At 72.4% G+C, this 15,476-nt stretch carries 11 protein-coding genes; 1 reads left to right on the forward strand and 10 read right to left on the reverse strand.

The genetic code is table 11. From position 1 onward, the window contains the following. Positions 1 to 22 precede the first annotated feature (22 nt). From AC24HA_RS00080 to AC24HA_RS00125, 10 genes are all read right to left on the reverse strand, one after another. Positions 23 to 4,081 (reverse strand): glycoside hydrolase family 172 protein, encoded by a 4,059-nt coding sequence (locus tag AC24HA_RS00080; RefSeq protein ID WP_425707523.1) that lies wholly within the window; start codon positions 4,079 to 4,081, stop codon positions 23 to 25. A gap of 274 nt (positions 4,082 to 4,355) precedes the next feature. Continuing rightward, a complete protein-coding gene (locus AC24HA_RS00085; protein WP_425707522.1) occupies positions 4,356 to 5,408 on the reverse strand; it encodes a substrate-binding domain-containing protein in 1,053 nt (350 codons plus the stop codon). A gap of 13 nt (positions 5,409 to 5,421) precedes the next feature. Next, the gene (locus AC24HA_RS00090) at positions 5,422 to 6,474 is read right to left on the reverse strand and encodes an ABC transporter permease (RefSeq protein WP_425707521.1); all 1,053 of its coding nucleotides are present in this window, start codon (positions 6,472 to 6,474) and stop codon (positions 5,422 to 5,424) included. Next, on the reverse strand, positions 6,471 to 8,135 hold the full coding sequence (locus AC24HA_RS00095) for a sugar ABC transporter ATP-binding protein (RefSeq protein WP_425707520.1): 1,665 nt from the start codon (positions 8,133 to 8,135) through the stop codon (positions 6,471 to 6,473). The genes AC24HA_RS00090 and AC24HA_RS00095 overlap by 4 nt, the downstream gene beginning before the upstream one ends. A gap of 139 nt (positions 8,136 to 8,274) precedes the next feature. Continuing rightward, positions 8,275 to 9,222, reverse strand: a complete 948-nt coding sequence (locus tag AC24HA_RS00100) for a LacI family DNA-binding transcriptional regulator (protein WP_425707519.1) — start codon at positions 9,220 to 9,222, stop codon at positions 8,275 to 8,277. Then, positions 9,219 to 10,142: a ribokinase gene (locus AC24HA_RS00105; protein ID WP_425707518.1), complete on the reverse strand. Its 924-nt coding sequence runs from the start codon at positions 10,140 to 10,142 to the stop codon at positions 9,219 to 9,221. Before AC24HA_RS00105 ends, AC24HA_RS00100 begins: the two co-directional genes overlap by 4 nt. 499 nt (positions 10,143 to 10,641) lie before the next feature. Then, positions 10,642 to 11,175: a methylated-DNA--[protein]-cysteine S-methyltransferase gene (locus AC24HA_RS00110; RefSeq protein ID WP_425707517.1), complete on the reverse strand. Its 534-nt coding sequence runs from the start codon at positions 11,173 to 11,175 to the stop codon at positions 10,642 to 10,644. Then, the gene (locus AC24HA_RS00115; RefSeq protein WP_425707516.1) at positions 11,172 to 12,995 is read right to left on the reverse strand and encodes a DNA-3-methyladenine glycosylase 2 family protein; all 1,824 of its coding nucleotides are present in this window, start codon (positions 12,993 to 12,995) and stop codon (positions 11,172 to 11,174) included. Before AC24HA_RS00115 ends, AC24HA_RS00110 begins: the two co-directional genes overlap by 4 nt. A 75-nt stretch (positions 12,996 to 13,070) precedes the next feature. After that, the gene (locus tag AC24HA_RS00120) at positions 13,071 to 13,496 is read right to left on the reverse strand and encodes an SRPBCC family protein (RefSeq protein WP_425707515.1); all 426 of its coding nucleotides are present in this window, start codon (positions 13,494 to 13,496) and stop codon (positions 13,071 to 13,073) included. A gap of 144 nt (positions 13,497 to 13,640) precedes the next feature. Beyond that, complete coding sequence (locus AC24HA_RS00125; protein ID WP_425707514.1) at positions 13,641 to 14,585, reverse strand: ion transporter; 945 nt, start codon at positions 14,583 to 14,585, stop codon at positions 13,641 to 13,643. 240 nt (positions 14,586 to 14,825) lie between these two features. Here AC24HA_RS00125 and AC24HA_RS00130 point away from each other — a divergent pair, with 240 nt between their 5' ends. Beyond that, positions 14,826 to 15,398, forward strand: coding sequence for an NADPH-dependent FMN reductase (locus AC24HA_RS00130; protein WP_425707513.1), 573 nt, complete (start codon positions 14,826 to 14,828; stop codon positions 15,396 to 15,398). The last annotated feature ends 78 nt before the right edge of the window (positions 15,399 to 15,476 follow it).

Consider the following 15,476-nt stretch of genomic DNA (forward strand, 5'->3'; position numbering starts at 1 on the left):
CTCACTCGCCACATGGATCTGGTCAGCGGCGGACTCCCAGGGTGTCGGAGCCGTCGCCGTCCCAGTCACCGACGAACACCTCGTCCCCGGCCCGGCCGTAGCGGACCTCGGTGTCAGCCACCGTGGACGTCAGCGAGTTCGACACCAGGTACAGGTTGCCCCGCCGCACCGCGAAGGTGTCGGCCGCGTCGCCGTCCCAGTCACCGACCAGGACGTCGTCCGACGCCCGGCCGTAGTCGAGCTCGCTGTCCGCCCAGCCCGTGTTGAGGCTGTTGGACACGTAGTACGTGTTGCCACGTCGCACGGTGAACGTGTCGACGCCGTCGCCGTCGTAGTCACCCACCAGCACGGTGTCGTCGGCGCGGCCGTAGTCCAGCACCGCATCCGCATTGCCACCGGTCAGGGAGTTGGTGAGGAAGTAACTGTTCCCGCGACGCACCGCGAACGAATCCGCACCGTCACCGTCCCAGTCACCCACCAGCACCGCATCATCAGCACGCCCGTAGGTCAGCTCGACCTCCGCCGCCCCGCCATACAGCGAGTTGCTCAGGTAGTACGCGTTCCCCCGGCGTACGGCCAGCGTGTCGCTGCCGTCGCCGTCCCAGTCACCGACGAGGACCTCGTCCCCCGGGCGGCCGAAGCTGAACTCGTGATCCGCCCAGATCCCCCAGCCGTCGTTCAGGTAGAACCCACGACCGGCCGACGGCGGCACCGGCTCACCAGGCTCACCGGGGTCCTCGTCGTCACCGGTGAGCGTGAAGTAGTCCAGCCCGACGAAGTAGCCGGACGCCTCCGCGTTCTGCCCCGTCACGCGCGCCGTCAGCTCGTGGCTGCCGGCGGTGAGCTCCACCGTGCCGAGCACGACCGGGTCGGTCGTCCCGACGCCCTCGGCGCCGTAGCCGTCGACGGGCTCGCCGACGACCTCACCGTCGACGAGGATCTCGACGATCCCGTAGTCACCGGCCTGGGTGAAGACACCGGCGAGGTCGTAGGTCCCGTCCTCGGGGATATCGACTCCGAGGGTGACGGCGTGGCCGACCTCGGTGGCCCTGAACCACAGCTGTGCCCCGGCGGACCAGTCGGCCCCGCAGCACGTGCCCTGCCGGACGGCGTCGGCGTCGCTGGCCAGGACCTCGAGGTTCTCGGCCTCGAGATGGATGCTCGTGCCGCTCGTGGCGGAGACCTCCGGCGAGAGCTCACCGGGGTTCCCCCCGACGTCGACGGCGCGGACCCGGTAGTACCACTGCTCGCCCAGGCCGAGGTCGTCGTGCCTCAGGCCGAGGTTCGCGGTGGTGGTGATCAGCGTGTCCTCACCGGGTTCGAATCCGGCCTCGGTGGAGGCGTGGATCTCGTAGTGGGCGACACCGACGTCGTCGGTGGCCGCTCCCCAGCTCAGCTCGACCGCGTTGGACTCCTGGCCCTCGGCGACGAGGTCGACCGGGGCGGAGGGTGGGGTCGTGTCCGCGACCGGGTCGACGATCGACTCGACCCGGTAGCTCGCCGCGGACCACGGCGCGGAGCCGTCGACCGGGGTGAGGACGACCTCGGCGATGCCGTCCGTGCCCTGGCTGAGTGCGGCGGGCACCACGAAGGAGTCCTCCAACCACCGATGCGTCTCGTTGGCCAGCGGCTGCTGCCAGATGCCGACGACCTCGCCGTCGACCGCGACCTCGACCGCCTGGTAGCCGTGGGCCTGGTCGGACGTGCGGCGCAGCCACACGCCGTCGTTGTCCTCGGCGACGGCAACCGTGAAGGACACGGCCTCCTCGCTCGCGCGCAGGTCCTCGGTCACGGGGCTGGGTCCGTGCCGGCCCTCGAAGGTCGAGGTGAGGCTCTCCACCTCGCCGCCGCCGGTGTAGGCGTGGGCGTCCTCGCTCTCGGCGTTCCCGACGTCGATCCGGTCGGTGACCCGCAGGCTGCTCACGCCCTCGTGCCCGTACCAGAACGCGGTGGAGCCGTAGAGGCCGGGCTCGTTCGCCGTCGGGCCGGGCTCGATACCGAACTCGATCCCCGAGCCGAAGCTGACGGCCTCGGCGAGCATGAGCCGGTAGGCGGCGTCGCACTGGTTCGGGCAGTCGAGGATGCCGGTCTGCATGGCGGGCGCCCCGTTGAGCGGTGCGGAGAACTCGTTGCGGTTGAAGTACCAGCCGCCGTGGTAGAAGTCCTCCGAGCCGGTGCCGTGGATCTGCGGCGAGCGCGATCCGTCGACGAACACCCGCTCGTCGCCCTCGAGGTAGTTGCGGATGTTCCCTTCCTCGATGTGCCCGACCATCGTGTGGTTGACGCCGACGAACCGGCCGACGCCCTGGGTGTCGAGGAACGTCCAGTCCTGCCCGTTGACGGTCTCTCCGATCCGACTCTCGGCCTGGAAGTAGCCGATGGACGGGGACGGACCGGTGAGCTGCTCGGCGACGGCGGGGTCCGCGTGCGAGGTGACCGAGCCGTTGCCCGCCTCGATCGGCTGGCTCGAGCCGTTGACGAGGTCGATGGTGACGGACTCGGCGTACGGCATCGGCCACCAGGAATAGTACGAGCCGTCGTCCTCGGTCTCCATCGAGTACATGAGCGCGCGCACCTCGGCCTCGCCGAGGCCCGAGCCGAAGAACTCGCCCAGCGGGGCGTCGACGGTCTGTACGCCGTCGAAGCTCATCTGCACGCGCACGTCACGGAGCAGCTCGTTGGACGCGAGGATCTCCTCCTCGTTGTCGATCTCCCGCGGGTAGGAGTATCGGTGCGAGCCCTCCCACTGCTGGTCGGTGATCTCGTACCCGTGGGCCTCCTCGCTCGCGAGCGCCTCGTCCCCCGGGCCGACGTCGAGCTCGTCGGTCCGCACGAGCTCGCCGTCGACGACGGAGTCGACCCAGTAGCGGAACTCGTTGAAGTCGATCCCGGCCGAGACGAACGTGTTCTCCACGGTGATCTCGCTCTGCCCGGCGGTGAGCTCGGCGGGCAGCTCGACCGTCTGGTCGGTCCACCGTCCCGTGTCCCCGCGGACGGGCTCCCACTCGCCGGCCGGCTCGCCGTCGACGGTGATCGTCGCGTGCTGGTTCGCCGAGAGCGGGTCCCAGCGTCTGGTGAGCTGCACGCCCTCGTTGTCCGGGTCGATCGCCACGGTGAAGCTGCTGGTCCCGGTGTGGGCGCGGCCGTCGTCCTCGACCGGGTCGCCGTCGGGCGGTACCCCGACGATCTGCGGGAGCTGCAGCCGGAGCTCGTCGATCACGCCCGGGCCGCTCTGCTCGGCGAGCCGGACGGACTCGCCCGGGGCGATCGCGACGTCGGTCTCGACCGTGGTCGCGTCGGGGTGGGCGGGCTTGGGGTCCGCGGTGCCCCAGGCCTGCGCAGCCTCGACGAGGTCGCTCGCCGGGTCGGTCGGGTCGAACGTGGTCACGCCCTCGGCGTCGGGGAAGGACCGGTGCGTGACGTAGTAGAAGAACGGGTTGTTCGTCGTCGTCACCCGCATCGACTCCCGGTAGGGCATCGGGACCTTGATGTAGACACCGCCGGAGCTCTGGTCGGCGTTGGCCACGAGCGGGTAGGTGAACGGGTCGCCGTGCTCGCCGTCGACGAGCTCCTGCAGCGGTGCGTCGACGACCGTCTCGCCGTCGAGCTCGATGACGATGTTGCCGGCCCCGGAGACGTTGCCGCCGTCCCAGGTGAACCAGATCGAGCCGATCTCACCGGGCCCGGTGTCCTCCGCGAGCACGCAGCCCGACTCGTCCTCGCGAAGGCACGAGTAGGTGCCCTCGAAACCGTCGTCGTTGCCGCCGGTGCGGTCGAAGCTCGAGAACTGGCGGGTCTCGACGCCGGTCGTCAGGGTCGGGAGCAGGTCGAGCCTGTCGTAGGTGCCCCGGCCCACGGGACCGGTCGACGACGACGTGTCGTCCTGGTCGGGCGCCGGCTCCTGGACCGCGGGCTGCAGGACGAGCGGCGGTGCGGCGTTCTCGGTAGGTACGGCGTGCTCGGCAGGTGCGGCGGAGGCGGCCGCGACCGGCGCGAGCAGGCCGATCGTGCCGACGGCGGCGACCACCGCCCGGACGGCGCGTCGTCTCCCCCGTGCTCTGATGCGTGACTGGTCGGACATGTCTGATCCCCCTCGATCGGAGCTGTGACTGGTCGTGCGATCTGGTGTGCGTCGATCTCGTGTGCGTCGGTGCGGTGGCTCCTCGTCGAGCCTGGCGGGGCGGCGATGCCCTGCCGGATGCCGAAGGACCGCGCGGTCCGTCCGGGACGTGCGGGAGGCCGATCGGGTCCGTGCCGTACGGCGCGGGACCGGGCCGGGCGTGGCGTGTCATCCTCGCCCGACCACGCCGGGAGGGGTCCCCGCGCCCCCCTCCCGGTCGGCGTTCCTCGGCTCCCTACTCCCCGCCGAGCTCGGTGTACACGTCTGCTGCGTTGTCCTGCGTGACGAGCTGGGTCTCGAGGATCTGCTCGACGTCGACCTCCTCGCAGCCGATGAGGATCTGCTCGGCGGTCTCGACGGCCTCGACGCCACCGGTCGGGTAGACGAACGTCGCCGAGAGGCGCCCCTCCTCGACGGCGCGGATACCGCCGGACGGGATGGGCAGACCGTCGATACCGATGAACTCGAGCTCCCCCTCGCGGCCCGCGGACTGCGCGGCGAGGTAGGCGCCCTCGGCCATCGGGTCGTTGTGGGCGTAGAAGACGTCGATCTCCGCGTTGGCCTGGAGGATGCCCTCGGCCTGGCTCTGGCCCAGCTCGCGCAGCCAGTCGCCGGTTCCCTCGGCGATGATCTCGATGCCGTCGGTGCCGGCGATGCCCTCGCGGAAGCCCTCGGCCCGCTCCTGCGCGGGCGTCGACCCGGGCAGACCGGCCAGCTCGGCGACGTTCCCGCCGTCGGTCAGCAGCTCGGTAGCGACGTACTCGCCGGCGGCCCGGCCGATCTCGAAGTTGTCGGCCCCGATGTACTGGGTGAAGGCCTCGCCCTCGACCCTGCGGTCGAGCACGATCACCGGGATGCCCTCGTTGTAGGCGCGCTCGACCACGTCGGTCAGCGGCGCGGCCTCGTTGGGGCTGATCATCAGCAGGTCGATGCCCTGGGTGAGGAAGTTCTCGACGTCGGAGACCTGCTGCGCGTTGTCCTGTGCGGCGTCGGCGAAGACGACCTCGAACTGGTCGATCTCCTCGGCGGCCGCCCGGATGTCGTCGTCCATCTGCTGCCGGTAGGGCTCGGCGACGTTCGCCTGGCTCATGCCGATGAGGTACTCGCCGTCGGCCCCGGCGCACTCCGCGCCGGTGTCACCGCCGCCGTCCCCGGAACCGGCCTCGTCGTCCCCGACGCCGGGCGCGTCGGACTCGGTCCCGCACGCGGCGAGGGTCAGCATGAGGGCCGCGCTGCCCGCGAGGGCGGCCGTCCAGCGGCGACGAGCGAAGAAGTGTCGGGTGGTCATGTCCTGCCTCCTGTTATGAGCGCGCGCGGAAGGTCTGGACGCCCGCCGCGACGATGATGATGAATCCGGTGATGAGCAGCTGGATGTTGGAGTCGATGTTGTTGAGGGCGAGGACGTTCTTGAGGATGCCGATGAGCAGGGCGCCCGCGATCGTCCCGGCCACCGTGCCCACACCGCCCATGAGGCTCGTGCCGCCGATGACGACCGCCGCGATGGCGTCGAGCTCGTAGCTGATCCCGGCGTTGGGGCTGCCCTGGTTGAGCTGCCCGGCCTGGATGATGCCCGCCAGGGCCGCGAGCAGACCGGCGATGGCGAACACCGCGACCTTGACGCGCCGCACCGGGACGCCCGACAGGCGGGCGGCGCGCTCGTTGCCACCGATCGCGTAGACGTGCCGGCCGAAGACCGTGTTCCGGGCGACAAGGATGGCGACGACCGCCACCGCGAGGAAGATCAGGGCGGGGATCGGCACGGTGCCGTTGAACGTGCGGGAGTTGAGCAGGGCGAAGGAGTCCGGGGCCGTGCCGGGTCCGTCGCCGTAGGCGATCGGGATGCCCTGCCCGCCGGACCAGATCCGCGCCAGGCCGCGGGCGATCTGCAGGCCCGCCAGGGTGACGATGAACGCCTGGATGCCGAACCTCGCGGTGATCAGACCCTGCGCGGCCCCGAACGCCGCGCCGATCGCGAGGATGATGAGGACCGCGGCGATCACGCCCATCTGGTTGACCATGAGCAGGCTCGCCACGCCGGTCGCCGCCAGCCCGAGGACCGATCCGACGGACAGGTCGATGCCTCCGATGAGGATCACGAAGGTCATCCCGATGGCGATGATGCCGATCTCCGACGTCGCGCGGACGATGTTGAGCAGGTTCTCGCTGTTCAGGAAGACGATCTCCCCACCCCGCCTGGGCGAGAAGACGATCGCGGCGACGAACACGAGCAGCAGCGCCACATAGCTCTGGAGCGCGAAGAACCGCTCCGGGATCTGGAAGCGCCGCCGCTTGGGCACGGGACTCGCCGTCGTCGCCCCCGCAGCCGTGCCCTCCGCGGTCGTCGTCCCGTTCATTGGGTCTCCCCCGTCTCGTCCCGGTCGTTCGTGGTGGCGCGCTCGCCGGCGCCCTTCGGGCCTGCGCGTTCGGCACCGCCGGCGCCGCTCTGCTCCGCCCCACCCGCGCCCACGCGCGCGGGCTCGCGGTGCTCCATGCCTGCTGCCGCGAGCAGCGACTCCTCGGTGGCGGCCCTGGCGGCCACGACCTCGACGACCCTGCCTTCGCGGAGCACGGCGATGCGGTCGCAGGCGCCGATGAGCTCCGGCAGCTCCGAGGAGGCCATGACGACCGATACGTCGTCGGCCGAGAGCTCGGCGAGGAGGCGGTAGATCTCGGACTTGGCCCCGACGTCGACCCCGCGCGTGGGCTCGTCGAGCAGCAGGACGCGCGGCTCGCGCAGCATGTTCCGGCCGAAGACGACCTTCTGCTGGTTGCCGCCGGACAGGGTGCGCACGATCGTGTCCTGGGAGCCGGTCTTGATGCGCAGCGCCTCGATCGCGCGCGTGACCGCGCGCCGCTCCTTCGACCTCGACCGCCAGCCGAGGGTGGCGAGTCGTTCGAGGACGCTGATGGCGATGTTGGCGCCGACGGTGGCGTGCATGTTGAGGCCGGCGGCCCGCCGGTCCTCCGGGACGAACCCGATCCCGTGGGCCATGGCGTCGCGCGGGGAACGGATGCGGACCGGCTCGCCGTCCAGCTCGACGTCCCCGCGCAGCCGGCCGCCGCCCAGGCCGAACACGGCCTCGAGGAGCTCGCTGCGCCCGGCGCCGAGCAGACCGGCCAGGCCGAGGACCTCCCCGCGCCGCACCTCGAGGTCGATCCCGTTCGGCTCGCTGCGGGAGATGTCCACCCCGCCGTCGAGCCGGAGGCCGCGCAGGCGCAGCCGGACGTCCGCCTCCGGCTCGGCCCGGTCGGGATAGACCTGGTCGAGCGGCTTGCCGATCATCATGCGGATGACCTCGGCCGGCCTCGTGGTGACGACGTCGAAGGTCCCGGCGTTCTCGCCGTCACGCATGACGGTGCCGCGGTCGGCGATCTGGGCGATCTCGTCCATCCGGTGCGAGATGAAGACGACCGCGACCCCGCGCCGCCGCAGGCCGGGGATGATCTCGAACAGCCGGGTCACCTCGGTCTCCGACAGCGCGGAGGTGGGCTCGTCCATCACGAGGATCCGGGCGTCCAGTCGCAGCGCCTTGGCGATCGCCACCATCTGCTGCTCCCCGACGCGCATGGTGCCCACGTGACGGGACGGCGAGATGCGGATACCGACCTCCGCGAGGAGCTCCTTGGTCTCGCGCTCCATCCCGCGCCGGTCGAGCAGGCCGAGGCGGCGCTTCTCCGCGCCGAGGAAGAGGTTGTCGGTCACGCTCGCGCCGGGGACGAGGTCGAGCTCCTGGTGGATCATCGCGACGCCGGCCGCCTGGGCGTCCGACGGTGACGCGAACCGCCGCTCCTCCCCGCCGACCTCGATCCGGCCGGCGTCCGGCGGGAGCACGCCGGCGAGGATGTTCATCAGGGTCGACTTGCCCGCGCCGTTCTCGCCCAGGAGGGCCATGACCTCACCGGCCCGGACCTCGAGATCCACGCCCTTGAGGGCACGGATCCCGCCGAAGCGCTTGGCGATCCCGGACATCTGCAGCACAGGTGTGTCGGGGACCGACCGGTCGGACGACTGCACGCTACCCCCGTTGGCAACTTGGCAAGTAATCGATTTCTCGCTGGAACGTTACGCGCTGCCGACCGGCGACGCAAGACCTTCACCCCTCCGTGTCGGGGCCTCGGACGGAGCTGCGGTCACGGGCCCGGCGGAGCCCCGGTCAGGGGTCGGTCCCGAGGACGTGCGTCCCCGGCTCGCCGGCCGTGCCCCGGATCCGGTCGACCAGCAGGCGTGCCGCGCGCACCCCCATCTCGCGAGGGTTCAGCGGCAGCCGGGCCACGTCCGCCACGTCGGAGGTGGCGAACGGCAGGTCGCCGACGATGCCCACCTCGATCCGCGGACCGCCCCAGGCGGCCAGCGCCTGCAGCACGCCGACCCCCACGAGGTTGTTCGTCGCGAGGACCGCGTCCGGCTGGGTGGGGCCGGCGAGCATCTCGGTCATCGCCGCCCGCCCGCCGTCGACACGGAAGTTCGCGTGGACGAGCCGGTCCGCGCCGATCCCGGCGTCGCCCAGGGCGTCGCGCCACCCGGCCGCGCGCTCGACGGCCGTGCTGGTGGTCCGCGGACCGGTGATGCAGGCGACGTCGGTGTGCCCCCGGGCCAGCAGGAGCTCGGTCGCCCTCCGACCCAGGCCCACGTTGTCGAACAGCACCTGGTCGACCTGGTCCCGCACCTCACGGTCGATGACCACGACGGCGCGGGACCGGCCCAGGAGCCGCGTGAGATCGGGCGCGTCGCCCGCCGGGGCGAGGATGACGCCCGCCATGTTCTCCGACTCCGCGACAGAGAGGTAGCTCTGCTCCTTCTCGACGTCGTCGTCGGTGTTGCACAGCACGAGCGACAGACCCGCGGCCTGTGCGACGTCCTCCACCCCGCGCGCGACGGAGGTGAAGAAGGGGTTCTCGACGTCAGGGATGACGAGGGCGACGACGTCGCTGTACTGGCGCCGCAGGGAGCGTGCCGCCCGGTTGGCGCTGTAGCCGAGCTCGTCGACGGCCCGCCGGACGGCCTCCTCGAGGTCGGCACGCACCTTGGTCCCGTTGAGCACACGGGAGACGGTCGCGGTCGACACGCCGGCCCGCGCGGCGACGTCGACGATCCGCGTCACGACCCCGCCCCTGCCACGAGGTCCGCGGTCTCGGCCGCGCGTGGTGCGGCCGGCGCGCCGCCCGGGCGGGTCACGGACAGCGCGGCCGCGGCGTTGGCGAACCGCAGCGCGGTGTCGAGGTCGTCGCCCAGGGCGAGGCGGGCGCTCAGGTTGCCGCAGAAGGCGTCGCCGGCGCCGATCGTGTCGACCACGTCCACCCGGTGCGCCGCGATGCGCCGGGGAGCGCTCTCGTCGTCGACGACCAGCACGCCGGCGCGCCCGCACGTCACGACGACGACGCACCCCGCGCTGCGCCGGAGCGCGACCGCCGCCTCGGCCGGGTCCGGCTCGCCGGGGACCAGCTGGCTCAGCTCGACCTCGTTGGGGACGAGGACGTCGACGAGACCGAGCACGTCCGGCGGCAGATCGGCGAAGGGCGCGGGGTTGAGGACGACCGTGGTGCCGGCGTCGCGCGCGATCTGCGCCGCGAGGCGGACGGCGGGCAGCGGGATCTCGAGCTGGAGGAGCAGGACCTCGGCGACCTCGATCGCCGGACGGGCGGCCTCGACGTCGGAGATCGTCACGGCCTCGTTGGCGCGCGGCACGATGATGATGGAGTTCTGCCCACCCTCGACGACGACCGGCAGGCCCACTCCGGTGCCCTGCTCGCGGTCGCCGGTCACGTGCGCGTCGCCGATCCCCTCCGCGCGCAGGAACTCGCGGAACTCCGTGGCGAAGTGGTCCTCGCCGACACGGCCGACGACGGCCGTGCTCGCGCCGGACCGCGCGGCGGCCACCGCCTGGTTGAACCCCTTGCCGCCGACGAAGGTGGCGAAGCCGGTCCCGACGAGCGTCTCCCCCTCGGCCGGGCGCCGCGGCGCGGTCGCCACCATGTCGTACATGAACGAGGCGACGACGCAGACCTGGGCCGGCGTGGTCACGACGCCTCGGCCCAGGAGGGTGGCTGCTCGATGTCCGGGTACCGCGGGGCCGTGGCACGGCGCGGCGTCTCGGGGTGCGTCATCGTCACGTCCGTCGGTCGCTGGGAAATCGATTACTCGGATACGGTAGGGCGCCCGCGCGCACCCGGTCAAGATACCGACGAGTGAGCGTGGCGCTGCCCGGGCCTGACCAGTGTGCGCGGTTCTGCCCATGGATGAGCTGGCCGCGGTGTCGCACCGTCGCCCAGACAATCGGGTAACCGTCGAGGCAGTCCCCCGGGTGCACTGCCTCGACGGTTACCCCGCTGACTCACCGACGACACCGCGCCGGGCCTCCGCCATCCCCGACGAGTGAGCGGAGTTCGGTCCAACCAGGTCGTGCCTAGTCCGGCGTGAGCGCGGTGCGGCCCCACGAGTGAGGGCCGTTCTGCCCCACGAGTGAGGGCCGTTCTGCCCCACGAGTGAGCGCGGTTCGTTCCTACCGAACCGCGCTCACCCGTCAGCGGTGGACGCTCCCGAGGGAGCCTTCGTGCTCGAGGAGCGCCGTCTTGGTCTCGCCGCCGAAGTAGTAGCCGCCGACCCGGCGGTCGGACGTGAGGATCCGGTGGCACGGCACGACGACCGGGACGAGGTTCCGCGCACACGCGCTGCCCGCGGCGCGGTACGCCGTCGCGCTGCCGGCCGTCTCGGCGATCTCGGCGTACGTAGCCACGCCGTGCACCTCGCGCATCGCCGCCCACGCGCGCTGGGTGAACGGTCCGCCCGGCTGGGACACCTCGAGGGCGTCGAGCGCGTCGATCTCACCGGAGGCGTACCGGGCGAAGGTCTCGACGACCCGGTCGGTCGCGGGCGTGCGTGGCGCCGGCTCACCCGTGCCCCCGACGACCTCGTCCGGCCCCAGGCCGAGCCTGCCGAGGATGTCGTCGGCACCCCAGAACGAGGTGCCCCGCAGGACGCCGGTGCCCGGCTCGACGACGACGGTGAGGTCTCCGGCCGGGCTCGGCACGGTGAGGACGTGCAGCTGTTCACTCATGGTCTCTCCATCTCGTCGGTCCACAGGTGCGTGGTGGCGTAGGCGCGCCACGGCCGCCAGCTCTTGGCCCGCGCCGTGACGGCAGACGGGTCGGGCGTCGTGCCGAGCAGGCGCCCGAGCGCGCGGCGAAGCACGAGGTCGCCGGGCGGGAGCGCGTCGGTGTCGCCGAGGCCGCGCAGCTCGAGGAGGTCGACGGTCCACGGCCCGATGCCGGAGACGTCCAGCAGAGCGGCGCGCACGTCCTCGCCATCCGCTCCCGGTCCGAGGTCGAGCCCACCCGCGACCAGCTCGGCTGCGCGGTGCACGGTGCGGGCACGGGCTGCGGGGATGCGCACGGCCTCTCGGATCGCTTCCGGGCCGGCCGCAGCGAGTGCCTCCGGCGTCGGAAACAGGAGAGCCTGGGACACATCGGTCGAAGCCGGCCCGGCCGGACGTGCATCAGCCGGGGACGCAACGGCCCCGGACGCAGCGGCCGGAGACGGTCCGGCCGCTCCGGCGTCGTCGGGGGCCATGGGAGAGCCGCCCGTCGCCTCTCCGAGGACGCTCGCGCCCGTCAACACCGAGCCGCGCCATGGCGCGGCCTCGCCCAGCGCCCCGACGAGTCGTCCGGCAAAGGTGCGGGTTGCCGCGAGGGAGACCTGTTGGCCAAGGATCGCCACGATCAGCGTGCGGAACGCGTCGACGCTGCCCTGCACGCGCAGCCCCGGACGGGCGGCCACCAGCGGCGCGAGCAGCGGGTCCGACCCCAGGTGGTCGGCGACGGCGACCGGCTCGGCATCGAGGTCCAGCCACCGGCGTACACGAGCGACGACGGCCGGCAGGTCCGCGAGGTCCGTCAGGTCGGCGCGCATCGCCACGTGCGCACGGTCGCCGTCCCACGGCTTCGGACCACCGCCGGAGAGGTCCGACAGCTCCACGCTGACACGCGCCGGCCCGCCCGCCGCGTGCAACGTCGCTGACGCGTGCAACGTCTCGGCAGCGTGCAGCCTCGCGGTCGCCCCGACATCGGTCGCTGACGCGTGCAACGTCCCGCCCGCGTGCAGCGTCGCGGTCGCCTCGACGTCTGTCACGGTCTCCACGCCGTCGACGGCGTGCTGGGCGATCGACGCGGCCAGGCGCGGCCCGTCGAACGGCGGCCGGACCCGCAGGCGGAGCGTGAGCGTGGCCGCGCCGTCGGCGACCCGTTCGCCCGAACCGTCCGCACCCCAGGACGCACCCCGGGGCACGCCCCGCCCACGCGCCCCGGGCGATCGTGGCGCCCGGGCCCGGACCTGGGTCGGCGAGGCGCCGAGCTCGGCGCGGACCACGTCGTTGAACTGACGCACGGAGGCGAAGCCGGCCGCGAACGCGACGTCGGTGACGGGCAGGTCGGTCTGCTCGAGCAGCGTGCGGGCCGTCTGTGCGCGCCGCGTCCGCGCGAGGGCGAGAGCCCCCGCACCGAGCTCGGCCGTCAGCATCCGGTGCAGGCGCCGCTCCTGGAGACCCAGACGCGCCGCCAGGCCCGGCACACCCACCTCGTCGACGACGCCGCCGGCGATCATCGCCAGTGCGCGTTCGACGAGCTCCGGCGACTCCCCCGGCGCGCGGCGCCCGGGCAGGGTGTCGGGCCGGCAGCGGCGGCACGCGCGGAACCCGGCGGTCGCGGCCGACGCCGCCGTGCGGAAGAAGCGGCAGTTCTCCCGCCGTGGCATCCGCGCCGGGCAGGAGGGGCGGCAGTACACGCCCGTCGAGGTCACGCCCAGGTAGACGCGGCCGTCCCAGCGCGGGTCGCGCGCCGAGCACGCCGCGTAGGCGGCGGCGTCGTCGATCGCGGTGCTCACGCGGTCAAGCATGCACGACGACGACGCTCACCACCGGCGGTTTTCGGACAGTGCGGTGGTTGCCCGTCGGCCTGCTCAGTGCGTGTTGTCGTAGAGGCGCACGAGCGAGCCGAGGAGCCCGTGCCAGGCGCGCTCGAGCTCGGCCGGGTCGCCCAGGTGCGTCGTGTGCCGGACGGTGACGGCGGTCGCGAAGCCGTCGGGCTCGAGCGTGATCGTCACATGGTCGAACTCCGGGTCGGCCGGCGGCGCCTCGCCCTCGCGCAGCCAGGTGAGGACCTGACGCGCGGGCGGGTCGCTCTCGAGCAACCACCCGCTGACGGCGAGGTCCAGCGAACGCGACGCGATCCGGTACCGGCCGTCCACGCGTTCGGGCAGCTCGAAGGTGACGTCCCCGGCCTCGGCCCACCACCACGGACGCATCCCGACGTCGACCGTGAACGCGCGCCAGACCTCCGGCCGGGGGGCGTCGACGGTGACGGTGACCTCGATGTCGTGCGACATGTCGACCTCGCTTCTGTGCGGGAGGAGTCCTCACACCGTAGCGGTCGACCGGTCGGCACGCCCGGGTTCCGGGCAGCACCGCCGGGTACCCGGCAGTACCACCGGGGTCCGGCCGGCGCTCGGGCCCGACGTCGTACGCCGGGCTCAGGACTCCGCGTCGACGCGCTGCCCGGGCAGCGCGTCGACCTGGGCGCGCAGGGCCCGCAGCTCGGCGAGCACCTCGGCGAGCTGCGCCCGTTCCTCGTCGTCGCCCGGGTGCCGAGCCACGTCGTCACCCCGGTGCCGTTCTTCGTCGTCGCCCGGGTGCCGCGCCACGTCGTCGGCCACCTCGTCCGCGTCCTCCACCTGTCCGCGCCCGTGCCCGATCGACTGCATCGTGTCGACGATGACGGCGATGAACAGGTTGAGCATGGTGAACGCCGAGACGAGGATGAAGACGACGAAGAAGATCCACGCCCAGGGCTGCGTCTCCATGATCGGCCGCACGACCGCCCCGGCCCAGCTGTCGAGGGTCATGATCTGGAACAGCGTGAGCAGCGAGTCGCCGAGCTCGCCGAAGTACTCGGGGTGCCCGGTCCCGAACAGCGAGGTCGCCATCACGGCCGAGACGTAGAAGATGATCGCCAGCAGCAGGGCGATCGAGCCGATGCCGGGCAGCGAGTGCATGAGCGCCTCGACGATGAACCGCAGCCGCGGCAGCACCGAGACCAGTCGGAGGACCCGCAGCACGCGCAGCGAGCGGAGCACCGCCAGCGGTCCCGACCCGGGCACGAGCGCGATCCCGACGACGAGCAGGTCGAAGACGTTCCAACCGTCCTCGAAGAAGCGGCCGCCGAAGGCCACGAGCTTCGCCGCGATCTCGACCGTGAACACGAGCAGGCACAGCGAGTCGACTGCGAGGACCAGGCCGCCCGCGCGGTCCATGACGGTCGCGGACGTCTCGAGGCCGAGCGTGACCGCGTTGACGATGATGAGCACGACGACGATCCGCTGGACACCGGGCGACGTCACGAGCTCGCCGAGGCGGACGCGCCACCCGGCACGGTCGTGCTGCTCCAGGCGCTCGGGGACGTGCGTCGTCGTGGACATTGCTGGGCTCCGCTGGATGACGGGACGAGGCACCGGACAGTGCGACGGTGCTGTGGCACCGGGCGGAGGCGTCCGCCGCCGGCCAGGAGCATCGTGCCAGGACAGCCCCCCGCACCCGGCGTCGGGGACGGGGAGTTGAGACGTGACCCGCCCCACCGCATGCATAGGAATGGAACTAGGCGCGCTCCCGTTGACGCCGGCGACCGCAGCACGACCCCGACATCGTTACGGAGAGCGCACATGAAGATCGGCATCATCATCGGTTCGGTTCGCGAGGGTCGCGCCGGCCAGTCCGTCGCCGAGTGGGTGTACAGCCACGCCCAGCAGCGCGACGGCGTCGACTACGAGATCGTCGACCTCAAGGCGTTCGACCTGCCGATCCTCACCGACCCGGTCGTCCCGGGCGCCGCCAACCGCGAGTACGGCACCGCCGAGGCCCGCGCGTGGAGCACCGAGATCGACGGCTACGACGGGTTCATCTTCGTCTCGCCCGAGTACAACCACGGCGTGCCCGGCGCGTTCAAGAACGCGTTCGACACGATCGCCCCGGAGTGGGCGCACAAGGCGGTCGGCCTCGTCTCCTACGGCGCCGACGGCGGCGTACGCGCCGTCGAGCAGTGGCGCCAGATCGTCGCCAACGCACAGATGGTGGCCGTGCGCGGCCAGGTCTCGCTCAGCCTGTTCACCGAGTTCGGCGAGAACGGGGTCCAGCCCGACGCCCGCCGCGACGGGGAGATCGACGCGCTGCTCGCCTCGGTCGAGCAGATGACCTCCGCGCTCGCCGCGATCCGCGGCGCGAACGTCGGAGCCTGACACCCCCTCACGCCCCCGCATCCCCCGCACGCCCGTTCGGCGCCGCCCTCCGGAACCTTCCGGAGGGCGGCGCCGAGC

The organism is Georgenia sp. Z1491, from assembly GCF_057652395.1.